Below are 24,003 nucleotides of genomic sequence, written 5' to 3'. Positions count from 1 at the left end.
TCACGTTCCCGGAATCGCCCGGTCACGATGACCGGAATCAGCGGTCACGTTGGTCCGGAATACGCACGTGGGGAAGCCGGCGGTCACCGGCCACGTTCACCATATGCCAATACGGGTAGGGCTTCGGGCGCTCGCTCAGGGCAGTCAAGCGTTCGTACTCCGCGTCGCTCAGGTCCCATTCGATAGACTGCAGGTTTTCCTTCAACTGCTCGTGGCGCGTTGCGCCAACGACCAACGAGGAAACGCCTGGGCGCCGGCGGAGCCAGTTGAGCGCCACTTGCGCCACCGTCGCTCCGTGCTCGGTCGCGATCGCGTGCATCGCATCAAGGACATCGAAGGCCTGCGTCCGGTCGGCCACGGGCGCCGATTCGAATGGTGTCGCGTTGGAAAGCCTACTGCCCGCCGCTGGCGCCTCGCCGCGACGATATTTGCCAGTGAGAAAGCCGCCCGCCAGGGGACTCCAGACCGTGATCCCGACCTTCTGGTCCACGCAGAGGGGCACGATCTCATGCTCCAACTCTCGGGCGGCGATGTTGTAATAGGCCTGATAGACTGAAAAGCGCTCCAGGTTCTTGCTTTCCGACACCCCGAGCGCCACGGCAACCTGCCACGCGGCGAAGTTCGAGATCCCGATATAACGGACCTTGCCGCTTCGAACGAGGTCATCCAGAACGCGCAGCGTCTCCTCGATCGCCGTTCGGGGGTCGAAGCCGTGCAGGTGGTAGATATCGATGTAGTCGGTCTCCATGCGCTTCAGACTGGCCTCGACGGCATGCAGCAAATGGTGCCGCGTCGAACCGCTCTCATTCGGCCCCTCGCCGGTCGCCCACCGGCCCTTCGTGCCGACGATCACCGAGGACCTCCGCCCTTTCAGAGCACGGCCCAGCAGTTCCTCGCCTTGCCCATTCTTGTAGACGTCAGCGGTGTCGAAGAAGTTGACGCCTGCATCGAGCGCTTGATGAATCATGCGGCACGAGTCGTCGTCTGACACCACCCCAAATTCTGCCCAGTTGCGATCGGGGGCGCCAAGAAAGGCACCGTTGCTGCCGAAGGTCATCACCCCGAAGCAGATCTCCGAAACGGAGAGGCCAGTTTGACCAAGATAGCGGTACTTCATTTCAAACTCCCTTCGTTGAGGTTCCAGTTCGTCAGGTTCAGATGAACTCTTCTTGCCAAAGATCAGAGGAGACAGGCGTCAACGTGTTGCTGTCGCCTTGGACCAAGTAGCCCATGCCAACGGCTCTGAGCATCGGCAGATCCGATGGGTGATCGCCATAGGCCGAGCATTCACTCGGTGCGATATCGTGAACGGCGCCCCGATCACGACTCCCAGCGCGTAGGCGGTGACGATGTAGCCTGCCGTGCTGATGGAAATCCCAAAGTCTCGCGCGACCTCTTGGAGGAGCCCCATGACGACGAACTCTGTCGTCCCGATGCCGAATGCGCCGGCCGCGAGGGCCCAGATGGCAATCGGCATTCTGTTCTTGCTCGATGATTCTTTGCTCACGACCTCTCCTGAAGTTGGATCAAATCGAATCGGACGTTCGTGGGGGGGGGCTCAGCCCTCGACCAGCGCGAGGTCTCCTTCGTTGTAGCGAGCACCGCTGATCGCCTGCGGATCCAGTGCGGACTCGACCGCGCGGATCTCGGAGGCGGACAGTTGCAGAGCGGCGGCTCCCGCGTTGTCTTCTATGTGCTCGAGCGTTCTGGCGCCCGGTATCGGCACGATGAAGTCGCCTTGAGCCAAGAGCCACGCCAACGCGAGTTGTGCGGGAGTGCACCCCTTAGTCCTGGCCACCTCGCCGAACAGTTCGAAGACACGCAGATTCCGAGCGAGCGCCTCCGCCTGGAACCGCGGGAGAGACTTGCGGAAATCCGACGCGGCCAACTGATCAGCGGACGTCAGCTTGCCCGTGAGGAAACCTCGTCCGAGCGGGCTGTACGGGACGAAGCCGATTCCGAGCTGCCGGCAGACCCCAAGGACACCGCGCTCGGGCTCCCGGCTCCAGAGGGAGTACTCGCTCTGAACGGCCGAGATCGGATGAACAGCATGGGCGGCGCGGAGGGTGGCAGTCGATACCTCGCACAGTCCGAGATGACGTACCTTGCCCGCGGCTACAAGGTCTGCCATGGCTCCAACGACGTCTTCAATAGGGATCGCAGGATCTACCCGGTGCTGATACGCGACAAGACCGATGGGGGTCTCGTCGAGGACTTCGGCCTGCCCGTCAATCTGATGTTGGCTTGCAGTTTGCTGTGATGCCTACGCCATGGCATGCGATCGAGCGGCTGGCGGAGTTATTGGGGGTTGAACTGAGGGCGAATGGAGTGCCTGAATCTCACGACTGAACGACGGCTTGCGAACGGCATCGTTGAATGTCCGGCCGGTCAGGGCGGAAGGCCTTCGAGGGCTTTCCGGTTGTCGCTGACCACGGCGGCAACCATGTCCGCGATGACGCGCACCCGCGGCGCGTCGCGCAGGCCTTGCTGGATCACCAGCCAGATGTCCTGCGACACGCATTGCCCCGGTGAAAGGCAGCGCGTGAGCTGCGGATGGGGGTCGGTGATGTAGCACGGCAGCACCGCCAGCCCCAGACCCTGCTCCGCCGCGTGCAACTGGGTGAACAGGCTGTTCGCCGTGAGTGCGATGCGTGCTTCGAGAAAGTGCTCGCGCTGCCACCGCGCCTGCACCAGATGCTGAAGGGAGGCATCCCAGCCGATCCAGGGCAGTTTGGCGAGCCCGGCCTTGCCGGGCTTGCGGCTCTGTGGCAGCAACCCCTTCGCGGCGTACACCGCATACGCCTGCACTCCCAGCTTGCGCACGGTGAGACCGCCGGCCTCGGGCCGAACCAGCCTCAGCGCCAGATCGGCGTCGCGCCGATACAGATCCTGGATCGCAGCCCCGGTCACCAGTTCCAACACGAGATCCGGATAACGGGGCGCAAGCGCCGCCCAGCGCGGCAGGATCAGCAGATTCGCCAGCGCCTCGTTGGTCGCCAGGCGCACATGCCCTCGGGGAGTGCTGCCTGCATCCGCCGCCCGGCCTTGCAGTTGCACCATGGCATCTTCGACGCGTCTGGCGTCTTCCAGCAGTGAGGCGCCGTCCTCCGTCAGTCTGTAGCCGCTGGCGTGGCGCATGAACAGCGTCACGCCCAGCGCACGTTCCAGCAGCGCGATGCGCCGCCCCACCGTGGAGGGACTCACGCCGAGTTGCACCGCCGCCGCCGACAGGCTGCGCGTGCGCGCCACCAGCAGCAACAGGCGCACATCGTCCCAGTTCAGGTTTTCCATCATTGCAAAACCACCTTGCATCGTTTTGTCTTCACGAGCATAGCGCGCGGCACCACAATGGCCGTCATCCCGCAATGGAGTGCACGACATGCCTGAAACCTCTGAACGCTACGCGCGTGGCTGGAATCTGCTCAAGACCATCGACGGCGAAGCCGGCGAGCGCGTCATCGCCTCCCTGCAGGAGGTCGCGCCCGATCTGGCGCGCTACGTCATCGAGTTCGGCTTCGGTGATGTGTATGCAAGGGGCGTTCTCAGCTTGAAGGAGCGCGAGATCGCCACCGTCGCCGCGCTCACCGCGCTCGGCACCGCGCAGCCGCAACTCAAGGTGCATCTGCATGGGGCGCTCAACGTCGGCTGCAGCCGCGAGGAGGTGGTCGAGGTGCTGATTCAGATGGCCGTCTATGCCGGATTTCCCGCCGCGCTCAACGGCATCATGGCGTTGAAGGAGGTTCTGGCCGAGCGCGTTCAGATTGGACTGGCCCCCTGAGCAGCGCCTTCTGGCTGATCACAGATCGGGGCGCTATTTCTCTTTCTTACCGTCACTTGAGGATGTCGTGATCACAGCGCACTCAGCTCCAGCCCCGGACACCCATCGTGGGCTGTCAAAGCACTTCGCCCTGTTCATGGCCCTGGCCTGCGCGGTCACGGTCGCCAATCTTTACTACGCGCAGCCCTTGTTGCAGCAGTTCGCGGCGACGTTTCATGCAAGCATCGCGGAGGTCGGCGTGGTGCCGTCGGCGGTGCAGATCGGATACGCCGGTGGTTTGCTGTTCCTGGGTCCCTTGGGCGACCGGCATGCCCGGCATCGTCTCATTTTGGGTCTGGGCGCGCTGCTGCCTTTGGCCTTGCTGGCCGCCGCTGCCGCACCTTCCGTGCTCTGGCTGGCCTTCGCGATGTTGGCCGTCGGGCTGTTGTCCTCGATCATTCAGCAGATCATTCCGTTGGTGGCGCATGTCACGCCGACTCCTTCGCGCGGCAAAGCGATTGGCATTGTGATGAGCGGACTGATGATCGGCATTCTCGGTGGACGGGTGATTGCAGGCGGTATTGCACAGTGGGCGAACTGGCGGTGGGCGTTCGCCTTCGGTGCCGCCTCAAGCGCCGCGACGTGGATGATGCTGTGGCGCGTGCTGCCACGGCTGCCCGCGCAGGTGGAAGAAACGCAGGGATATGTCGCGCTGATGACCTCGACGCTGGGTCAGTTCGTCCGGCATCGCGAACTGCGTTTCGCGGCGTTGACGGGCGCGCTGTTCTTCGGCAGTTTCAGCGTGTTCTGGGTCGGGCTGACCCCTGTATTGCAAGGCCCGGCCTATGGCTATGGCCCGGCGGTAGTCGGCGCGTTCGGTTTGCTGGGCATCGCCGGGGCATCCTCCGCCGCATTCGCGGGGCGCTGGTCCGATCGCCCGGGCGGTGCGCGCCGGGTGCGGCTGGCGGCACTGGTGACGATGCTGCTTTCATGGGGGGCGGCAGCGTTCGCCATGCAGGGTGTCTGGGGGCTGATCATCGGCTGCCTCGCCATCGATGCAGGCTGCCAAGGCGCGCACATTGCCAATCTCGCCACGATTCACGCCTTACCTGGTGAAGCCCGCAGCCGCATCAATGCGGTGTACATGAGCGCGTACTTTGGTGGTGGCGCCATCGGTTCGTTGATCGCCAGTCTGGCCTGGGACGTGGGCGGCTGGCTGGCCGTGGTGCTGTGCGGTGCCCTGTTTGCGGGGCTAGGTTTGGTGGTGGAGTACGCCCGGTCGTTTGATTCCATCACTTCGTTCTGATCGACTCCCAGCCCTCCACCACCACCTTGCCGATGCTGCGGCCCGTCTCCACCAGCGCGTGCGCGCGCTTGAGCGTGGCGGCGTCGATCGGGCCGAGGCGGGTGTTGAGCGTGGTTTTGAGCTGGCCTGCATCCACGAGCCGTGCCACCTCGTCGAGCAGGCGACCCTGCTCAGCCAAGTCCGCGGTGGCGAACATCGAGCGGGTGAACATGAACTCCCAGTGGACGGACACGCTCTTGCGCTTGAACGCCATGATGTCGAGCTGCTTGGGGTCGTCGATCAGCGCGAAGCGGCCTTGCGGCGCGATGAGTTCGGCGATGTCGGCTAGATGCCGCTGCGTCTGCGTGGTGCTGAACACGAAGGCGGGTGCGCCCAGGCCGAGGGCCTGCAGCTGCGGTGCCAGCGGCTGGCTGTGATCGAGGATGTGATGGGCGCCCATGCGCTGCACCCAGTCGCGCGTTTCGGGGCGCGAGGCGGTGGCGATGACGGTGAGTCCGGCCAGTTGCCGCGCAAGTTGCGTGGCGATGGAGCCCACCCCGCCCGCGCCGCCGATGATGAGCAGCGCGGACGCGGCGCCGGGCACGGGCTTGCGCACGTCCAGCCGGTCGAACAGCACCTCCCAGGCGGTGATCGCGGTGAGCGGCAGCGCCGCGGCTTCGGCAAAGTCGAGGCTGGCGGGCATGTGGCCGACGAGGCGTTCGTCCACGCAATGCAGCGCGGAGTCACTGCCCGGCCGGGTGATGTCGCCGGCGTAGTACACGCGGTCGCCGGGGCGCAAGCGCGTGGCCTCGGGGCCGGTGGCCAGCACGGTGCCCGCGGCGTCCCAGCCCAGCACCTTCCACTCGCCCGCGGGTGGTGCGCTGCTGGCGCGCACTTTCACGTCGACGGGGTTCACTGAAATGGCTTCGACGGCCACCAGCACATCGTGGCCGCTCGGCTGGGGGTCGGGCAGTTCGATGTCGACGAGCGACGTGGCAGCGTCGATGGGCAGCGGGGTTTGATAGCCGATGGCACGCATGAGGTTCTCCTGGTTTGAATGCGGCGGATTGCGCAGGAGAACCGTAGTGCTTACCATGCTGTTGAACAAGTACACACACACTGTGCACATAGTGTTAAAAAGAATACTGTATGCCGCGCATGCGCCATCGCCGCCTGGATTGCAGCCCTGGCTGCGTGGTGGAAGCCACGCTTAGCCTGATCGACGGCAAGTGGAAGGGCGTGGTGCTGTACCACTTGCTGGACGGCACGCTGCGCTTCAATGAACTGCGCCGCCGTCTGCCCAACGTCACCCAGCGCATGCTGACCAACCAGTTGCGCGAGCTGGAGACCGACGGCCTGATCGCGCGCAAGGTGTATGCGCAGGTGCCGCCCAAGGTCGAATACAGCCTCACCGCGCGCGGCCGCAGCCTGCAACCGGTGATGGCGGCGCTGAAGGCGTGGGGAGATGCGCACATCGCGCTCGAAAGCAATCCACCGGCCGTTGTGCCTGAGCGGCCCGATGCGCCAAGCAGGTTGCTCGATGCGGCGCGTGTCGGCGCTGTCTGATTCAGGGCGGCACTGGCCACATGCGAGCCAGTGTCTCTATCCCGCGCGCATCGACATGGCCAGCAGCGCGCCCGCGAACACCACCACCGCGCCGAGCGCCATCGCCACGGTGAAGCCCGTCGTCATCGTCGCGCCTGCCGCGAACACGCTGCCCAGCACGCCCACGCCCAGCGTGGCGCCGATCATGCGCGCGGTGTTGATCATGGCCGAAGCGGTGCCGGCGCGGGCGGGCTCCACCGCCGCCACGGCGCTGGCCAGCACCGGGCCGGTGTTCAGCGCCATGCCCACGCCGGTGAGCAACAGGCCGGCTTCGGCCAGCCACAGGTTTTGTCCCGCATGTGAACACGCCAGTACGGCGATGCCCGCGCCGATCAGCGCCATGCCGCCCGCGATCAGTCGGTGCGTGCCGTAGCGCTTGCTCCACGGCCCGGAGCGGTGCGACAGCGCGACGAAGGCCAGCGACATCGGCAGCAGCGCCAGGCCGGCGCCGGTGGCGTCGAGCACGCCCCCGCGCAGCCAGTTCAGCGGCAGCAGGAACAGCACGCCGTACATGCCGAAGGTCATCGCCGCGGCCACGCCGTTCACCGCGGCCAGCCGTGTGTTGCGCAGCAGCGGCAGCGGAATCATCGCGCCCGCTCCCGCACGCCGTTCAGCACGCACGAACAGCAGCGCGGCCAGCAGTGACACCGCCACGGCGGGCAGCAGCAGACGGTGCACGATGGCGGCCACCGCCAGCGCAGCCAGCAGCACGCCGCCGAACCACTGCCCCGGCAGATCGACGCGCCGCCCCTGCGCATCGCGCGACTCGGGGATGGCGCGCGGCGCCCACAGCAGCACCGCCAGGCCGATGGGCACGATCAGCAGAAACACGCTGCGCCAGCCCACCGTCTGGATCAGCCAGCCGCCCAGCGTCGGGCCGATGGCCAGCGCCGCGCCATTGGTCCCGGCCCACACGCCGATGGCATGGGCGCGCTCGTGCGGGTCGGCCCAGATCACGCGGATCAGCGCCAGGCTGGCGGGCAGCAGCATGGCTGCGCCGATGCCCGCCAGCACGCGCCCGGCAATCAGCGCGGTGATATTCGGCGCCAGCCCAGCGAGCAAGGAACCCAGCACGAACACCGCCGCGCCCGCCATCAGCACGCGCCGCCGCCCGAGCAGATCGGCCAGGGTGCCGCCGGTCATCAACAGCGCGGCATAGCTCAGGTTGTAGCCGTCCACCACCCATTGCAGCGCGGGCAGCGGCGCGTGCAGGCCGACGCCGATGGCATGCACCGCGAGGTTGACCACCGAGGTGTCCACCTGGGCGATGAGCACGGCCAGGCAGAGAATGAGCAGGATGACGCGGCGATCGGTGGGTGCAGCATGGGCGTTGGTCATGGCATCGGAATCGAGTGGCGATGCCGCCATCATCGGCGATACGCATGCGCCATGCTTCGGCGCGCACCGAAGTGTGCCGCGCGTGTTGCGGCCACAATCACGGCATCGCCAACCGCATGCCGCCGGAGACACACCATGACCCACGACATCGACATCGCCCGCATCGCCGCGCTGGTGGGCGAACCCGCGCGCGCCAGCATGCTGCTGGCGTTGGGCGATGGCCGGGCGCTGCCTGCGGGCGAATTGGCGGCCTGTGCCGGGGTGAGCGCGGCCACCACCAGCGGGCATCTCGGCGCGCTGCGCGAGGCGGGTCTGCTGGAGGCGAAGCAGCAGGGCCGCCACCGCTACTACCGGCTGGCCTCGGCGCAGGTGGCGGCGCTGCTGGAATCGTTGATGCTGGTGGCGGCGCAGAACCCGGCGCGCGCGGCAAGCTCGCGCGTCGATCCGCTGCTGCAGGCCGGGCGCACCTGCTACAGCCACCTCGCCGGGCGGCTGGGGGTTTCGATCTGCGATGCGCTGATCGCGCGTGACGGCCTGCACATCGAAGACGACCTCGCCCGCTTCAGCCCCAGTGGCATCCACTTGCTGGAAGACTTCGGCCTCGACACGCGCGCCCTGCGCCACCAGCCGGTGAGCAAGACCTGCATCGACTGGAGCGAGCGCCGCCATCATTTGAGCGGCCCCGTTGGCGTGGCGATCTATCGCCGATGCCTGGAACTCGGCTGGGTGCGGCATCACCTCGACAGCCGCGCGGTGAGCGTGACGGAAACAGGCGGGCGCGGGTTGCGCGACTGGCTTGGAATCACCTGGCCAGGCGACGCCGAATCCGTGTCGACGCATCGAGCGGGCGCCCGACCCGAGTCACCGCGCTGACCGCCGCCGGCGCTCACGCATCGACGGCAGCAGGAGTCTGTTACTCGCCCACACTGCGGGCCGTGGGAATCCTGGCACCGCGCGTCCGCACCAGGGCAAGAGTGGCCGCGACGAGGAGCGCCAGCGCCGCCAGCAACAGCGGCGCATCGAAGCTGTGCTGCCGCGCAGCCAGCCATGCCGCCGTCAGCGGCCCGACGATCTGCCCGACGCCGAACGCGGCGGTCAGCGCGGCGACTAGGCGGGTGTGGTCATGCGGCATCAGCAGCCGCGCCTCGCGCATCACCACCATGGGGATGGGCATGAGCATGCTGCCGGTCAACACGGTCGCCAGCGCAAGGCCGAGAATGCTCGGCCAGACCAGAATCAGCGTGGTGCCCGCAATCATCGCAACAAAAGCACCCGCCAGAACGGAGCGGTTGTCGATGTGCCGCAGAAGGCGCGGTAACAGCAGGGTCAGAACGACGGTCGCCGCACCGTACAGCGGCCAGAACCACTCGCGCAGCGCGGGCAGGTGCAGATGCTCGCCGGCGATGACCGGCAGAAAGGTGGCGGGGATGACATAGCCAAAACCGAACAGGCCATAGGCGGCGATCAGTGCCCAGGCCGGCCCCATGGGCTGCGCCGGGCTTGCCGCGTCGGCCTGTGCCGAGGTTGCTTCGGGCGCATGGCCCAGCGTGCGCCAGAGCAGCGCCATCACCCCGGCGCAGGCCAGACCGAAGCCGATCCAGCTCGCCGCCGAACCCACCCTGAGGGGCTGCAATCCAGCCACCACCACGCCGCTCGCCACGATGCCGACGCCGGGGCCGGTGAACACCAGTGCTTCGAGCAGAGGATGCGCCACCGGTGCGGATACGCGACGCATGCTCCAGGCGATGCCGTGCACCATCAGCACCGCCGCCGCGACGCCTGCCAGCAGGCGCCAGGCCAGCCACGGCACCATGCCATGGGCAAGTCCCATGCCCGCGGTGGACAGCGCAATCGCCACCAGTCCCCAGCGCAGCACCTGCCGCTGCGGCAAGGCCACCACGGTGCACAGCAAGGCCCCGGCCAGATAGCCGATATTGTTCACCGAGGCCAGCCAGCCGCCCCCGACCAGACTCAGCCCGGCATCGGCCTGCATGATCGGCAGCAGCGGCGTGAGCAGAAACCGGCCGATGCCGATGCCGATGGCGAGCACGGTCATGCCGGTCAGGGCATTGCGCAGAGGGGTGTTCATGGAGGTGTCCACAGGGGAATTGCAGAATGCTCTGGTTCAGCGGCGTGCCGCGCAGCGGACCGTCGCCGCAACCCGTTGGTTGGTCCGCTCATTGCCAGGGCGGAGTCAAGGTGCACGCGCGTCGATCATGCCCCCCGGACAGCCTGCTGGTACCGCGCCAACGCCTCGGGGTCATCGATCGATCCATGATGGTGTACCTGCCGCCAGCCGAGTGGGCCACCGAAATACTGGAACACGCGACTGGTTCGTATCGCCAGGGGTACCGTGCGACCGTCACGCGTGAATTCGCCTCGCTCGCGACCCGCGAACACGACGGTGTCATCGCCCACATATTCGACGACATCGTGGAGCTCCACCCACACCTGCGCGGGGCCGCTGAAGATGCGCCGGTACAGCGCGCGGATGTCGTCGAGCCCGCGCATGATCCCGCCCAGCGGATTGTCCAGCGAGATCAGCGTACCTGGCGCCCATACGGCCTCCAATGCGTCCAGCGAGCGCTGGTTGAAGGCGAAGTAGAAACATTCGAGCGCGGCACGCGCGCCCTCAAGGGATGGCTCACGCGCCTCGATTCGACGGTCGGCTGCGCCGCGGCCGTAGGTTCGCGACAGCATCTGCGATGTTGGCATGGCTGCTTCCTTTCTTCGACCCGATGTCTTGCAGGGTTGACACCATGCTAGGTGCCGGAATTCAGCTATAAAAGCGAATAATTCAGAACAAACACATCGGAAGAAGCGATCATGGATTTGCGTGAACTGGAAGCCTTTCAAGCCGTGGTCGACGCCGGCGGAATCGGCCGCGCGGCGTTGCGCCTGCACCGCGCGCAATCGAGCATCACCGCGCGCATCCGCCAGTTGGAAACCTCGCTGGGCGTGGCGCTGTTCGAACGCGAGGGGCGCGTACTGCGTCTGACTGCGGCCGGCGATGCGCTGCTGGGCTATGCCGGGCGCCTGCTCGACCTCGCCGAGGCCGCCCGTGCCGCGGTGCGCCAGGACGGCATCGGCGGACGACTGCGGCTGGGCGCAATGGAAAGCGTGGCCGCGAGCCGCTTGCCGTTGCCGCTGGCGGAGTTCCATCGCCGTCATCCCGAGGTCATGGTCGAACTGCAGACCGCGCCCTCGCGCGAATTGATCGCCCGCGTGCAAGCCGGCGCGCTGGATGCGGTCATCGTCGGCGAGGCCGTGGACGCTGCACGCTACGCGAGCGTGCCGCTGTATCGCGAGGAACTGGTGCTGGTCGGCGCGCGCGACAACCCCTCCCTGGCCAGTCCCAAACTTCTCGACGGCAAGACCGTGCTGGTGTTTTATGGCCAGGGCTGTGCCTACCGCCGTCGTTTCGAGCAGTGGCTGCAGACGTTGCGCGTGGTGCCGGCGCGCATGCTCGAATTCGCTTCGTATCACGCCTTGCTCGCGGCCGCGGCGAGCGGTGTCGGCGTGTGCCTGATCCCGCGCTCGGTGCTGGCGATCTACCCGCAGCGCGAGGCGCTGGCCGTGGCCGCGGTGCCCAAGCGCGTGGCGCGGCTGCAAACCCTGCTGGTGACGCCGCGCGCCTTGCACACCCCGGCGCTGACGCGACTGGTCGAAGCCCTGCGCGTCGATGCGGGCGCGAGTAGCGCCGCCTGAGCGCCGCTGCACGGTGCTTCGCAGGGTTTGCGCGGGATCGAGCCGCGCTGCCCGCGGCAAACCCGCGCCTATCCGGGCTGTAGCGCCAGTACCGCGCGTTGCAGTTCTGTCCGTGCGCCGCGGATCGCGCCGGAAACTAATGGCGAATCCACCATGCCGCATTCCATCGGGTTCACACCGAGCAGCGAGATGCTGATCGAAGCCGCATCATGACTGTGTCAGTCGGACCCTGTTCACCCGACCCACCCTTCAACTCCCCCTATTGAGAAGCCCGACGCGCGTCGCGCTGGCTTCTTCTTCAAGCCAGTCCAGAAACTCGCGGATGGGCGTTACGCGCTCCCGCCCTGGCCTGCACAAAGCCACGTAGCGATCTCCAGGGAGGCGGACCGACGGCAGAACAGGTCGAAGCGCTCCCGCCATGACTTGGTCATTCACAAGCACGGAGCTCGCAAGTACGGCACCCCGCCCATGCAAGACGGCTTGCAAGGCGTAGTGTTCGTCGTCAAAGTGGCGTAAAACCGACCGCCGCAACCAGTCCTGTTTTCCTGCCCGCTCGCACCAGGCTTGCCATGTCACGGATTCAGTGTTTGGAGTCGAGGTGTCCCAGCGCACGGCGATCAGTTCAAGCCGTCCGCTAGGGCGGTCTTCATCGAAATCGGGGGACGCGAACGCCCCGAAGTACTCGTCAAAAAGCTCCTGATTGACGAGTGCCGGATAGCGCTCGGAACTGCAGCGAATGGCCAGATCCACCCTCGCTTCGCGCTCCAGATCGACCACGGTGTCGCTCGTTTCCACCGCGATATGAAGATGCGGGAACCGCTCGTGGAATCGTTCCAACCGCGGGATCAGCCACGCGGCGGCGAATGACGGCGTCGTGGTCAGCACCAGAGTCTCTCCCGGCGCTACTGGTTGGATGGCTTCGAGCGCATCGCCGAGCCGCCGAAATGCCTCATGACTGGCGGCATAGAGTTGTTGGCCGCTCAGCGTCAGGCTTACGCCTGACGGCTTGCGTTCAAACAGCAGCAAACCCAGCCAGGTCTCGAGGGTTTTGATCTGATGCGAGATCGCCGTCGGCGTGACGGCAAGTTCGCTGGCCGCCGTCTTGAAGCTGCCCAATCTCGCCGCGGATTCGAAGGCCCGCAACGCCGTCAAGGGAATTTTTGAGAACACGCTGACATTCAGGAAACGAAGGAAGCGCTTGGATCCGGTTCACTGCATCCTGTCGCTCGCTGCTGTAGAAGCGGCGCAAATTCGCCGGGCCCGTTTGGACCTCAATGGTAGAGGTATCAGGAGCCCGGATGCGCCCCGAAAGGTGGGTGATTTCATTTCATCCGGCAAGAGATTTGTTCATTTGAGAACGCTGGGATGGTTCCATAAATTGTGCCTGCAGCTCACCCAGGCTGGTGCTTGTCTTGATCATCACCAGAGACTCTTCACCATCCTCCCAGGACATCTTGAATGGACATCAAAATCATCGCTCGAGAGCTGCGGCCAAGGAAGTTCGCGTCAGGAACTCAGCGCGGCCAGGACCCCACTCGCCCCGGCAAATTGGCGTTGCCGTGGTGGCGAAAATCCGTGAGGAGGTGTGCGTCCACCTCTCCCAATCCGGTCAGGGGCGACACATGATCTGGCCCGGATTTGGAATGGGCGGACAGCTGCGCAATGCTCTTGCTGAGCGGGCGCGACATCGCGCGCTCCATGAACAAAAATTGCCGTCCAACGGGGGACGCTTCGCTGACAACGCTCAGACTCGGCACTTCGAATCAACGGGCTCAGAACTGGATTCGGCGTCGCACTTCCCAATAGACCTGCATCAATCGGTAAACGAATCATCAGGGGCCACCCCATCCTGCCCATGCGCATCGCCAGTAAAGACAACAGATAGCACGGTGAACCCGTCTAAACGCTCATGACGGCACGTCTAATCGTGCCAACCGCTTGGGCACGTGGGCTCTATGGCAGAGCCTTCATGGCAACTGCCCCTGTGAGCCACAGCGCTCGCAAATCGTTATGCCATCATGTCTGCAGTTCGTGCCGCATAAAGAATTCGAATTCCGCAAGGCTGGCTAGGCGCAGAGCCTTGGGTGCCTGCGACCCCATATCGCTCACCACTCCAGCCAGACTATGCCCGCCCACACCGCCTACGCGAAGCGCTTTGACGCTGTGCTCGCCCACATCGATGCCCATCTGGACGGCGATCTGTCCGTGGCGGTGTTGAGTCGGGTTGCCAGCTTCTCGGCCTATCACTTTCACCGCCAATTCACGGGCTATGTGGGGGTGCCGGTCGCGCGCTATGTGCAGATGATGCGTTTGCGCGGCGCCGCGCGACGCCTGGCCTCGCAAAAGCGCTGCACCGTCCTCGACGCCGCGCTCGATGCCGGGTTTGACAGCCCCGAGGCCTTCAGCCGGGCGTTCAAGCGGGCATTCGGGCTGACACCCAGTCAGTTCCGTCGTCGTCCCAGTTGGCAGGTCTGGAGTGCGTCTTTCGTCATCCCTCACCTTTCAAGGAAGCTGTCTATGCAAGTTCAGATCATCGATTTCACCGAGACGCGCATTGCCAAGCTGGAACACCACGGTGCGCCCGGCCTGCTCAACGCAAGCGTGCGTCAGTTCATTGAGTGGCGCATGCAGTCCGGGCAATCGCCCGTGGCGTCCAGTCGCACCTTCGGCATTCCCTACAGCAATCCCGAGACCACGCCGCCGGACTCGTTTCGCTTTGCGATCTGCGGGGAAATGCAGGAGCCTGTCGCGCCCAACAGTGTGGGCGTCTGCGAGGACATCATTCCCGGCGGACGATGTGCGGTCATCCGCCATGTCGGGTCACCTGACCATATCGGCGAGAGCATTTATCCGATCTACCGCGACTGGCTTCCGGGCAGCGGCGAGGAGTTGCGCGATCATCCGCTGTTCTTCCACTACCTGAGCGTCTATCCGGAAACGCCCATGGAAGACTGGCAAACCGATATCTACGTGCCGCTGGTGTGATGAGCTGGGACGGGCAGCCTTTGGCTGCATCAGGTCCAGTTCGGACTGGTCTGTGCCGTCGCGCTGGAGGCGTCCCCCGAAAACGCGGCCCGCAAGACGGACAACGTGCCCTCCACCAGCGCATCGGCCTTTTCATGGGGCACGCACAAGCTGAACTCGACATCGGGCAAATCCGGCAAGGGGCAATCCGCAGATGGGTCCATCCGGCGCATTCCGGCTGGAATGGCCGATGCATTCAGACAGGAGATGCCAAGCCCTGCCGCCAGAGCGAGCTGCAAGCCAAGAACGCCGGAGGCACTATGGGCGATAAAGTATGGCATGCGATTGGCGTGCAGCGTGCGCACAATGAACTGCTGAAGGGCACAGGTCTCGGGGAGAACGACCAGGGGCAAAGGTTTGCCACCTTCGTGTACCCAAGAAGGTTCGGCAATCCATGCCAAGGGTTCACGCAGCACGTGCAGACGTTTCGCCTTCGACGTTTGCGACCTGCGCGCCGCGTGGCTGTCCAGTATGCGCATGGATAGGCCAATGTCGAAGTCTGTGTCCGCCTGTCCGCTTTCGATGATTTCGCTCTTTCGGATCGAAACATGCAAGCGGAGGTGCGGGTATCGCATGCGAACCTGGCGCAGCAGCTGTGCAATGACTGTGGGGCGGAAGTAGTCGGTGATCGCTAGACGCAGGTCGCCTGCCAGCTGCATACCCCGCATCTCCTGATAAACACATTCGTGCTGGGCCACCAGCTGACGGGCATGCCCGAGTAGACGTTGTCCTGCGGGCGTCAGGGAGATTCCCTTCTTGCCCCGATGAAACAAGAGCGCGCCGCAGTGCTCCTCCAACTTACGGATTTGTTCGCTGACGGCCGATTGTGAGCGGCACAGTCGCGGGGCCGCCGCAGTAAGACTGCCCGCGTCGGCAACGGCAATGAGTGCCTGGAGGAGAGTAATGTCGAAATAGTGCATGGCATCCATCGGCTTATCCGATGGATGCCATCATAAGTTCCCGCTTTTGATGTGAATGGATTCCTTCTAACCTGCGGGCATCCCTTCACGATTCGGAACTGCCCCATGCCCTTCATCACCCTGCATCTTTCTGGAAGCCCTGACCCTGAACTGAGCCGCGATCTGAGCAAGAGGATTGGCGCACTCGCCTGCAAACTGTTGCGCAAGGATCTGAGGCGTACCTCTGTCCTCGTGCGCTACGTCCCCCATGCCGATTGGTTCATCGCAGATCAGTCGCTGCAAGAGTTGGGGCGCAATGCCTTCCGCCTGGAAGTGACCGTCACGGACGAAACCAATACGCGGGACGAGAAGGCCATCTTTCAGCGCGAGGCATTCCAAGCGCTCTCGACCTGGATCGGCAATGTGCACCCGCATTCGAATATCCATGTCATCGACTGTCGTGCGACCGCCTATGGTTACGGCGGCGTCACGCAGGACAGACACTATCAGGCCTTGGACTTGGGTTCCGCCCCCAACGGCCCTTGATCCTATAGCTGCCGCTGTTCCTGGCGGCCTTCAGCGCCACGCCCACGACACCCTGATGCCGACCCACCGCATGGCGCCAACGATCAGCGGTGCTATCGAGCCACCGCTGAAGTGACCCCGCTTCCACCGAAACTGCTGGAGGACTATACGAGTGAAAATAACGGGCATAACTGCAACCGAGCGAAACGTTTAGTGACAAAAAATTAATTTCATCGTTTCGTCATTTCTGTTCAGTAGCATGAAACCCTTTACGGTCAGCCACGAATGCTCGGCCGGGTTCATAACACCAACATCCCTGAAATGACGACCCATCCCTTCACCTTTCGCAAGCCCTTGTTGGCTCTGGCCCTCAGTGCCGCTTCGGTACTCAGCCTGCCAACGCCGTCCCAGGCCGCATCACCAGCGAGCTTCTTTCATGTTTCGGGATTTGTGCGCCTCTATGGTTTCAACAAGAACTACGGCGCACCGACCAAGCCGGATCAGCGATCCTCGGCCCTAGGCGAAGGCCTCAACATCACCACAGATCCCTTTCTCGGGGGTTTCGGACTCGGGCTGAGCGTCTACAACGCCAATGCCATCGAAACCTTCCCGGCTGGAGACAAGGCGCACGAGACCACACTGATGGGCGCCAAGTCCTCACTGACCACGGTCGGACAGGCCTATGTCCAATACGCGCGTGACGGCGCACTGATTCGCGCCGGGCGTCAGATCATCAACACACCCTGGATGGGGGCGCGGGACTCCCGGATGATCCCCCAGACCTTCCAGGGGGTATGGGCCTCGATCGCGCCCATGAAAGGTTTGCAGTTGATGGCCACGCGCATCAACGCCTTCAAGAGCCGGACCTCCGATGGTTTCACGCACGACAACCTCTACTACCCCAACGGCTACGAAGACGATGAGCTGTACGGCACAACCACGGTGTTTCCTAAGAAAACCGTACTTCCCGAAGCCAGCGGCACCAGCGTGATCGGCGCACGCTATCACTCTGGCCCCATTCATGGGGAGGCCTGGTTCTATGACTACACCGACTTTGCGCGCAGCACCTATCTGAATGGCGGCTACGCTTTCGGCAAAGCCCACGACGCTTTCGCCCCCTACGTCGATGCGCAGTTCATGCATCAGACGGGCGGCTCGATGTTTCAGAAGTACAAGGCAACGCTGTTTGGCAAAGGCGGAGCGGTCGATTCCACGCTCTGGGGCTTGCGCGGCGGCGTCAAGTTCTCGGGCAACAATGTCTCCTTGGCCTACAACAAGCTGGAAGATCACGCCAACGCCTTTGGCGGCGGCTCCATCGTTTCGCCCTACGGCGATGACACCGCGATGTACGCGGCAGTGATGAACATCGACCTGCTGGCCTATGGGCCGGGAGATGCCACCGAGCTGGCCTACAGCCGAAGTTTCCTCGACCATCAGCTCAAGCTGAAAGTGGCCGCACTGAAGTTCCACACAACCTACAGCGGCAATCCACATGCCGTCTATTTCGATGCCACCTATGCCTTGAGTGGCAAGCTCAAGGGGCTGTCCATTCGTGAGCGCCTGGCGATCAGCAATGGGGCGTCTTCTTCGGCCTATCGCTCGCTGGTCTACAACCGCCTGATGCTGCAATACCGATTCTGAGAGCAGCAGGCATGACAGCATTGCGCATCCGTGGGCTGCAGGCGGACTACGGAGGTCAGCCCGTTCTGCGTGACATTCAGTTCGATCTGGAGCCGGGCGACTATGCCTGTCTCCTGGGACGATCCGGATCTGGCAAGAGCACCCTGCTCGCGGCGATTGCAGGGTTTGTCCACCCCCATGCGGGGCAGATCTCGATCGATGGCGAAACGGTCTGCGATCCAACCCAGTCGATCGAGCGTCCGCCGCATCAGCGCGGTCTGGGCATGGTGTTTCAGGAGGCTAATCTCTGGCCGCATCTCGACGTGATCGACAACATCCTGTTCCCCTTGCGCGCACGCAAACTGCCGGTCGATCACCGATGGGCCGAGGAGTTGCTGGATCGCGTGGGTCTGGCCGGGCATGGCCGACGCAAGCCCGCCACCTTGTCCGGCGGTCAACGGCAACGCGTGGCCATTTGCCGGGCGCTGGCGGCCCGGCCCCGCTTGGTGCTGCTCGACGAACCGCTGTCCGCCGTCGACGGCCCGACTCGCGAGGAACTTCGAAGCTATCTGCAGACCCTGTTTGGCGAGACGCGCACGACCGCGCTCCATGTCACGCACGATCCCTCCGAGGCGTTTGCCCTCGGGCGGCATGTGGCCGTTCTCGAGCAGGGGCGCATCGTGCAGTGGAGCACGCCAGCGACGGTGTACCGCGAGCCGTCCAGTGAGATCGTGGCCGGACTGACCGGCAGTTTTCGGAGTGTGCCGGTCAACGTCGATCTCATTGAGGAGAACGATCTCGCTCGCTTCGCCTTCGACGGCAGGGCCTGGCACGCCCCGTCCCATCACTCGCTGCGTAGCGGGCCCGCACGTCTGCTGCTTCGTCCCGAGTCGGTTCGCATCCACGCCCGAGAAGGCGCCTGGCGGGTGCACAAGCGCCGCTTTGAAGCTGGGCTCTTCCACGTTGAAGTCGAACACCCTAACGGCGATCGCATCCAGGGCACCAGCCCGCACGATCTGTCCCAGGATGCGGTGTCCATCGACCTCGTTTCGGAGCACTGCTGGCTCCTCCCCGCCGACAACCATCCCGCCTGAGCCTTTCGTCCTTTCTCATTCGTCTGCCATGAAACACAAACTCCTTTTTGCCTTCGCACTCGTCCTCACTGCGTTCTTTGCCCGTATGGCGAACGCCGCCGATCTCGTGGTCTACAGCAGCGCTCCCGCCTCGCTGGCCAAAGCGCTGGCTGCTGGATATGCCAAACAAAGTGGTCAGCATGTGGATCTTTACACCGCCAGTACCGGGAAGATCATGGCGCGATTGGCTGCTGAAGCTGCCCAGCCTCACGCGGATGTGGTCATTCTCGCGGACTGGACGGCGGGACTCGCCCTGGCCAATCAAGGTCTGGTGCTGCCGTACCGGCCAGACGCGATCCTCAAGACCCTACGTCCCCAGGTCAATGCGCCCGGCCCCTTCCTGCCCGTGGGCGCCGACGTGGTCGGTCTGGTCGTCAATACCCACTTGGTCGGTGACAAACAGGCGCCGCAGGATTGGGCCGATCTCACCAACGCGAAATGGAGGGGCCAGCTCACCATGCCTGACCCCACGCTCTCGGGCACCGCCTCTGACTTTGTCATCGCCTACGCCGCGCATGAGGGCCAAAAAGGCTGGGCCTGGCTCGATGCCCTCAAAGCCAATGGTTGCATCTGGCCCGGCCCCAATGCCAGCGCCTTGCGCCCGGTGGAAATGGGTGAACGCAGCGTCATGGTGGCAGGAGTCGGCCATACCGCCCTCAAGGCCAAGCTTGCCGGCAACAGCCTTGATCTCATCATTCCCAGCAGCGGGGTGCTGCTCATTCCCCGTCCGATCATCGTCATGAAGAGCAGCCACCAAGCGGCGGCGGCTGAGCGCTTTGTCGACTTCGCGATGTCCCCAGCGGGCCAGGCCGATGTGGCGAAATCGCTGCTGCTTCCAGCGGTTTCCAGTGTGCCTCCCGCGCCGGTCTGGCCCGATTCGGCCCTCTCCCATGTGCTGCCGGTGGACTGGGCCGCATTGACGCAGCAGCGCAAGACCGTTCTGGCCCGGTTCAGTCATCAGATCCTTGGGCGGTGAATGCAGAGCGGACGATCATTTCGCCGAACTGCGGAGATCTTGCTGCTCGGCACGTTTGCCCTGCTGATCCTGGCTCCCGTTGCGGCTCTGCTCTTCGAGGCGGCAACTCCGCTTACCCACGGACAGAGCTGGCGTACCCTGCTGGGTCACGACCTCTTCGCCAACCTGCTTGCCACCCTCGAACTGGCCGCGCTCACGGCCGCGCTGTCACTGATCGCCGGTGCCCTGCTCGCAGGCCTCGTGGAGGCGACGCCGGTCCGCTGGCAACAAGGGCTCGAGCCGCTGCTCCTCGGCTCCTTCCTCATGCCGCCCTACCTCACCGCGGTGGCGTGGTCGCTGATCGCAGGGCCGGTGGGCCTGTGGAACCAGGTTCTCGGTCATGGTGGACTGGCGCTTGCCAAGCTGCTGTACGCCCTGCCTGGCATGGCGATCGTCATGGCCCTGCACTTGACGCCGCTGGTCTATGTCATGGCCAGCGCGGCGCTTCGTGGCGTCGATCATCGCCTCATCGAGACGGCCCAGGTTCATGGCGCATCGCCACTGCGTGCGCGCTGAATGGCCTATCGACCAGGAGTAGCTCCTGCGTTGTTGGCCGCGACCTTGCTGGTGTTCCTCGCCAGCACTGAAGAATTTGGCGTGCCCAAGGTGCTCGGTGATATGGCGGGCGTTCAGGTGCTCAGTGTGGCGGTGGAGCAGGCGCTCGACGTCTGGCCGGTCAACCTGCCTCGGGCTGCGGGCATCGGTTTGCTCCTGGGCACACTGGCCCTGCTGATCTGGCTACTCGCCTTGCCCCTGACCCGGATGACCGCGACGTCGGCACAAAGGCGAGCGGTGAAGACGCGGCGCTGGTGCGCCTTGCCGCCGCTGCTGTTCGCCGTCATCGCCACAGGCCTGCCGCTGGGGGCCATCGGCGTAACGGCCCTGCAGAAGGCCGTCACCAACGGTTTGGCTTCAGGCAATTGGACCTGGAAGCATTTTGCGCAGGTGCTCACACCGGGCGATGGCGGGCTCGCGGCCTTGCAAACCAGCATCGGTCTGTCCGTCGGCACGAGCGTGGCAGGTATGGCGCTGGCGGTGACCGGCCTGTTCATCCTTCAGCGGTTTCCTGAGCGCACCCGAAGATTCCTGGAGGTGCTGGGCTATGCGCCACAGGCGATTCCCGGCGTGGTGATGGCGACAGGTTTGATCCTGTTCTGGAACGCCCCGGGCAACCCGCTGCCGATCTATGGTCATGTGCCCATCATCGGCCTGGCCTATCTGGCGCTCACGCTCCCCTATGCCCTGCGCTATGCCGCGAGTGGTTTGCAGCAGGTTCCGGTCGGTCTGAGCCAGGCGGCAAGCGTGCACGGCGCCCGACCGCCCCGGGTGTTGACTCAGATCCATCTGCCGCTGGCCTGGCCGCATGTTCTCGCAGGCGGCGCGGTTCTGTTTGCGTTCTGCATGCGCGAACTTGCCGCATCGATTCTGTTGCAGCCCCCTGGCACTCAGGTGATCTCGACCTATGTCTATGCGCAGTTCGATCAGGGGAATGTCAACGACGGCATGGCCTTGGCGGTCGTGGGCATTGCGTCGACGCTGCTCGTACTCATCGCGGTGCGTGGCGTGGTTCAAGGCTTGTCTACGACTCGTTCCGCGGAGGCGTCCGCGTCTGCAAAATAGAGCGCCTTTGGTCTTCGACCGAAGCAGTAGGGAAAATCCACCGAATTTGTCGTTCGCAACATTGCTTGCTCTTGACCATTCAAGTTATAACGGGCTCCTGCAGCGTCAGTTGGTCGCACCGAATGCGCCATCGCTCCGATAGGCCGTACCGCCCCACGTGATGAACACCACCGTAGAGTCCCGGCATGCCCCCTGATCTCATGCGCGTCCTGGCCATGGCCGGAAGCCTGCGCGCGGCTTCGATCAATGCCGCGTTCTGCCGCGCAGCAGCTCGCCTGGCACCTGCCGATCTGTCGATATCGGTCTATCCGGGCTTGGGCGACCTCCCCCTGTTCAACCCGGATCGAGAGATCGATCCGCCACCCTCGGTTCGACACCTGCGGCAGTCGGTTCGACAGGCAGATGCTCTGTTGATCGCCAGCCCCGAATACGCTCATGGTGTATCGGGCGCCATGAAAAACGCCTTGGATTGGCTGGTCAGTGACGAAGGGTTTGTGGGCAAACCCGTGGCCCTCGTCAACACCTCCCCCAGGGCTCATCATGCTTACGATGCCCTGCGTGAGACGCTGCTGACGATGTCAGCCGTGATCGTCGAGGGCGCATCGCGCGACATAGCCCTGCTTGGCGCTTGTGTGACTGAGGACGCCATGGTGAATTCCGGTGAGGTCGCGGAGTCGATCCGCCACATTGGCGAGGCCTTGAGGGTTTACCTGCTCTCACCAGAATGGCCCGGCCCCTCGGGCAGAACACGATGAACCTGGTCCAGTCCAGCCCTCTCCTGGACCGCAGGCATGTCTGAGCGTTGATCGGCACCGCTCAAGGAGCCCCGAGGTCGCAGCTCGTCCTCGACGCGTTTGTCCTGCAATCCTCAGTCAGAACTCCAATGCAGTAGCCTTTACGCCCCGTTCGGCAGCGACTGGTGGCCCTACGCGCGCTGCGCCGTATTGGCGAGAACCCGACAAACGCGTGGCTGCTAGCGCGCTCTCTACTCGGCGGCAGCTAGCGACGATTGCAAGTTGCATAGCAAAGGCCCGGCGGTCAGTGCCGGAGTGGAACAGTTGACGGAGTTCGTGATTGACAGTGGCTGGACCGATACGGCCGTCGGCCATCTTCTGTGCGCTGACTGCTATACGTTACGTCGGCGAGCAGGCATCGGCTGCATTCCATCCAACGCGCCCATTACCGATAGTCTGCGGGCGTCGCGCCCCGACGTTCGGTGCCTCGAACGCTTGGCAATGATGCTCTTGCCTATCTATCATTCATGCATGCTGCATGCAATATGGAGACTCATATGTGGATTCAAAACGATCAAGATCATCCATTCGTTGACCCAAGCGCCAGGGTCGCATCTACCGCTGTCATCTCAGGCGACGTACACATCGGAGCGAATTGCTCCATTGGCCACGGCGCTGTACTCATCGCTGAAGGCGGACCGATTCGCATCGGCGACAACTGCGTAATCATGGACACTGCGGTTATTCGCGGCGTACCGGGGCACGTAATGCAGCTTGGAAGCTGCGTTCTCGTGGGGCCACACGCCTATCTCGTCGGATGCTCAGTGGAAGATGAGGTGTTCATAGCAACCGGTGCGGCCGTTTTCAATGGCGCCATCCTCCGGCGCGGCAGTGAGGTGCGAATCCACGCCGTGGTGCATATCCGCACGGAGCTTGCCGCTCACGCGACCGTCCCCATTGGCTGGGTCGCTGTCGGGACACCTGCCCAAATTTTGCCTCCTGTGGATCATGAGAGGATCTGGACCGTTCAGAAGCCGCTCGACTTCCCGCGTTACGTGTTCAACACGGAACGCCCCCCGCAGGGGGAATCCATGATGGCCGCGGTCATGCCGCGCTATGCAGCCGCGCTGCGGCGCATGCATGCAACTGACAGGCTCTATGAACAGGCGTGAGAGAAATCAGGCGCTGCAGGCCAATAAGCTGGGCGCCATGTGGGCCGTGCTTGACCGAGCCATTAGCGGGGCGTTGGAAGACTATTCGCCATCCAGCGCGGCTATCCTGCTTTGGCTCTCCTATTGGCCACCTATGAGCGTGAGCGAACTCGGCAAGGTGCTGAGCCTTTCCCAACCCGCGTGCTCGCGTGCAATTGACCGCCTGGCTGCTTCTGGGTTTGTCCGGAAATCCCATAGCGGATCCCGCGAGACTTTGGTAGAAATCCTTGCAGCAGGCCGCATTGAAGCCATGCGCTTGCAAACCCAGCGCCTTTCGACCCTAAGCGCAATGCTAAGCACGCTGGCCAAGTCAGAACAAGCGGAGTTCACGAACCTGCTCAACAAACTGCTCGCCGGAGCGGTAGAGAACCGAGCCGATGCGCGCCATATCTGTCGCTTTTGTGACCATGGCGTCTGCGATGGGCCGTTTTGTCCAGTGGGTTGTCGCGCAACGCAGATCGAGCAGTCCGCGCAAGGCGACGACCGCGGCTGAGCGCCATACACGGGCAGTCAATACGGCCGATGTACG

24 protein-coding genes and 1 pseudogene are annotated in these 24,003 nt (G+C 64.1%); 15 read left to right on the top strand and 10 right to left on the bottom strand.

The genetic code is table 11. The annotated features are described in order from the left end of the window. Positions 1–37: 37 nt before the first annotated feature. From THIARS_RS05290 to THIARS_RS05275, 4 genes and pseudogenes are all read right to left on the bottom strand, one after another. On the bottom strand, positions 38–1,117 hold the full coding sequence (locus tag THIARS_RS05290; RefSeq protein WP_094159774.1) for an aldo/keto reductase: 1,080 nt from the start codon (positions 1,115–1,117) through the stop codon (positions 38–40). A gap of 192 nt (positions 1,118–1,309) precedes the next feature. Beyond that, positions 1,310–1,477: pseudogene (locus THIARS_RS18185) on the bottom strand (MFS transporter); the annotation flags it as partial. Between the two features lie 81 nt (positions 1,478–1,558). Beyond that, complete coding sequence (locus tag THIARS_RS05280; RefSeq protein ID WP_245845754.1) at positions 1,559–2,197, bottom strand: aldo/keto reductase; 639 nt, start codon at positions 2,195–2,197, stop codon at positions 1,559–1,561. A gap of 191 nt (positions 2,198–2,388) precedes the next feature. Then, positions 2,389–3,312: a LysR family transcriptional regulator gene (locus tag THIARS_RS05275; protein ID WP_186436577.1), complete on the bottom strand. Its 924-nt coding sequence runs from the start codon at positions 3,310–3,312 to the stop codon at positions 2,389–2,391. Positions 3,313–3,379: 67 nt separating this feature from the next. On the opposite strand from THIARS_RS05275, the gene THIARS_RS05270 reads away from it, so the two are divergent. Both THIARS_RS05270 and THIARS_RS05265 read left to right on the top strand, forming a co-directional pair. Next, on the top strand, positions 3,380–3,778 hold the full coding sequence (locus THIARS_RS05270; protein WP_094159771.1) for a carboxymuconolactone decarboxylase family protein: 399 nt from the start codon (positions 3,380–3,382) through the stop codon (positions 3,776–3,778). 136 nt (positions 3,779–3,914) lie between these two features. Further along, positions 3,915–5,063 (top strand): MFS transporter, encoded by a 1,149-nt coding sequence (locus tag THIARS_RS05265; RefSeq protein ID WP_094159770.1) that lies wholly within the window; start codon positions 3,915–3,917, stop codon positions 5,061–5,063. On the opposite strand, the gene THIARS_RS05260 is transcribed toward THIARS_RS05265, so the two are convergent. Then, positions 5,050–6,081, bottom strand: coding sequence for a zinc-binding alcohol dehydrogenase family protein (locus tag THIARS_RS05260; RefSeq protein WP_094159769.1), 1,032 nt, complete (start codon positions 6,079–6,081; stop codon positions 5,050–5,052). The two genes, THIARS_RS05265 and THIARS_RS05260, sit on opposite strands and share 14 nt — an antisense overlap. A 119-nt stretch (positions 6,082–6,200) precedes the next feature. On the opposite strand from THIARS_RS05260, the gene THIARS_RS05255 reads away from it, so the two are divergent. Further along, positions 6,201–6,608: a winged helix-turn-helix transcriptional regulator gene (locus tag THIARS_RS05255; protein WP_013123617.1), complete on the top strand. Its 408-nt coding sequence runs from the start codon at positions 6,201–6,203 to the stop codon at positions 6,606–6,608. Between the two features lie 36 nt (positions 6,609–6,644). Here the strand turns inward: THIARS_RS05255 and THIARS_RS05250 are convergent, their stop codons facing one another. After that, complete coding sequence (locus THIARS_RS05250) at positions 6,645–7,985, bottom strand: MFS transporter (protein ID WP_013123618.1); 1,341 nt, start codon at positions 7,983–7,985, stop codon at positions 6,645–6,647. Between the two features lie 135 nt (positions 7,986–8,120). Here THIARS_RS05250 and THIARS_RS05245 point away from each other — a divergent pair, with 135 nt between their 5' ends. Continuing rightward, complete coding sequence (locus THIARS_RS05245; protein ID WP_094159768.1) at positions 8,121–8,858, top strand: ArsR/SmtB family transcription factor; 738 nt, start codon at positions 8,121–8,123, stop codon at positions 8,856–8,858. 40 nt (positions 8,859–8,898) lie between these two features. On the opposite strand, the gene THIARS_RS05240 is transcribed toward THIARS_RS05245, so the two are convergent. Then, complete coding sequence (locus THIARS_RS05240) at positions 8,899–10,074, bottom strand: YbfB/YjiJ family MFS transporter (protein WP_013123620.1); 1,176 nt, start codon at positions 10,072–10,074, stop codon at positions 8,899–8,901. 125 nt (positions 10,075–10,199) lie between these two features. Then, entirely contained in the window at positions 10,200–10,700 is a 501-nt protein-coding gene (locus tag THIARS_RS05235) for a YybH family protein (RefSeq protein WP_013123621.1), read from the bottom strand. A 111-nt stretch (positions 10,701–10,811) separates the two neighbouring features. Between THIARS_RS05235 and THIARS_RS05230 the strand changes: the two genes are divergently transcribed. Next, on the top strand, positions 10,812–11,693 hold the full coding sequence (locus THIARS_RS05230) for a LysR substrate-binding domain-containing protein (RefSeq protein ID WP_013123622.1): 882 nt from the start codon (positions 10,812–10,814) through the stop codon (positions 11,691–11,693). Positions 11,694–11,942: 249 nt separating this feature from the next. On the opposite strand, the gene THIARS_RS05225 is transcribed toward THIARS_RS05230, so the two are convergent. Then, positions 11,943–12,863 carry a LysR substrate-binding domain-containing protein gene (locus tag THIARS_RS05225; protein WP_013123623.1) on the bottom strand — a complete coding sequence of 307 codons (921 nt, stop codon included), beginning with the start codon at positions 12,861–12,863 and terminating at the stop codon, positions 11,943–11,945. A 954-nt stretch (positions 12,864–13,817) separates the two neighbouring features. Between THIARS_RS05225 and THIARS_RS05215 the strand changes: the two genes are divergently transcribed. Next, positions 13,818–14,678 (top strand): AraC family transcriptional regulator, encoded by an 861-nt coding sequence (locus THIARS_RS05215; RefSeq protein ID WP_094159767.1) that lies wholly within the window; start codon positions 13,818–13,820, stop codon positions 14,676–14,678. A gap of 29 nt (positions 14,679–14,707) precedes the next feature. Here THIARS_RS05215 and THIARS_RS05210 read toward each other — a convergent pair whose 3' ends face one another. Further along, positions 14,708–15,646 carry a LysR family transcriptional regulator gene (locus THIARS_RS05210; RefSeq protein ID WP_094159766.1) on the bottom strand — a complete coding sequence of 313 codons (939 nt, stop codon included), beginning with the start codon at positions 15,644–15,646 and terminating at the stop codon, positions 14,708–14,710. 96 nt (positions 15,647–15,742) lie between these two features. Here THIARS_RS05210 and THIARS_RS05205 point away from each other — a divergent pair, with 96 nt between their 5' ends. From THIARS_RS05205 to THIARS_RS05165, 9 genes are all read left to right on the top strand, one after another. After that, positions 15,743–16,162 (top strand): tautomerase family protein, encoded by a 420-nt coding sequence (locus tag THIARS_RS05205; protein WP_013123627.1) that lies wholly within the window; start codon positions 15,743–15,745, stop codon positions 16,160–16,162. Positions 16,163–16,462: 300 nt separating this feature from the next. Next, positions 16,463–17,782, top strand: a complete 1,320-nt coding sequence (locus THIARS_RS05200) for an OprD family outer membrane porin (RefSeq protein WP_186436576.1) — start codon at positions 16,463–16,465, stop codon at positions 17,780–17,782. 11 nt (positions 17,783–17,793) lie between these two features. After that, positions 17,794–18,855 carry an ABC transporter ATP-binding protein gene (locus THIARS_RS05195; RefSeq protein WP_094159764.1) on the top strand — a complete coding sequence of 354 codons (1,062 nt, stop codon included), beginning with the start codon at positions 17,794–17,796 and terminating at the stop codon, positions 18,853–18,855. Next, positions 18,788–19,870: an ABC transporter substrate-binding protein gene (locus THIARS_RS05190; protein WP_094159763.1), complete on the top strand. Its 1,083-nt coding sequence runs from the start codon at positions 18,788–18,790 to the stop codon at positions 19,868–19,870. Before THIARS_RS05195 ends, THIARS_RS05190 begins: the two co-directional genes overlap by 68 nt. Before the next feature lie 39 nt (positions 19,871–19,909). Further along, on the top strand, positions 19,910–20,425 hold the full coding sequence (locus tag THIARS_RS05185; RefSeq protein WP_094159762.1) for an ABC transporter permease family protein: 516 nt from the start codon (positions 19,910–19,912) through the stop codon (positions 20,423–20,425). Positions 20,426–20,458: 33 nt separating this feature from the next. After that, positions 20,459–21,529, top strand: coding sequence for an ABC transporter permease (locus tag THIARS_RS05180; RefSeq protein WP_222423031.1), 1,071 nt, complete (start codon positions 20,459–20,461; stop codon positions 21,527–21,529). A 185-nt stretch (positions 21,530–21,714) separates the two neighbouring features. Further along, the gene (locus tag THIARS_RS05175; protein WP_013123632.1) at positions 21,715–22,284 is read left to right on the top strand and encodes an NADPH-dependent FMN reductase; all 570 of its coding nucleotides are present in this window, start codon (positions 21,715–21,717) and stop codon (positions 22,282–22,284) included. A 536-nt stretch (positions 22,285–22,820) separates the two neighbouring features. Next, a complete protein-coding gene (locus tag THIARS_RS05170) occupies positions 22,821–23,435 on the top strand; it encodes a gamma carbonic anhydrase family protein (RefSeq protein ID WP_013123633.1) in 615 nt (204 codons plus the stop codon). After that, positions 23,404–23,967 carry a MarR family winged helix-turn-helix transcriptional regulator gene (locus THIARS_RS05165; RefSeq protein ID WP_186436573.1) on the top strand — a complete coding sequence of 188 codons (564 nt, stop codon included), beginning with the start codon at positions 23,404–23,406 and terminating at the stop codon, positions 23,965–23,967. Before THIARS_RS05170 ends, THIARS_RS05165 begins: the two co-directional genes overlap by 32 nt. Positions 23,968–24,003 lie beyond the last annotated feature (36 nt).

The organism is Thiomonas delicata (assembly GCF_900088825.1).
Classification (GTDB): domain Bacteria; phylum Pseudomonadota; class Gammaproteobacteria; order Burkholderiales; family Burkholderiaceae_C; genus Thiomonas_A; species Thiomonas_A delicata.
Note: the sequence above shows the minus strand (reverse complement) of the source record. Positions and strands in the feature narration are given on the sequence as shown.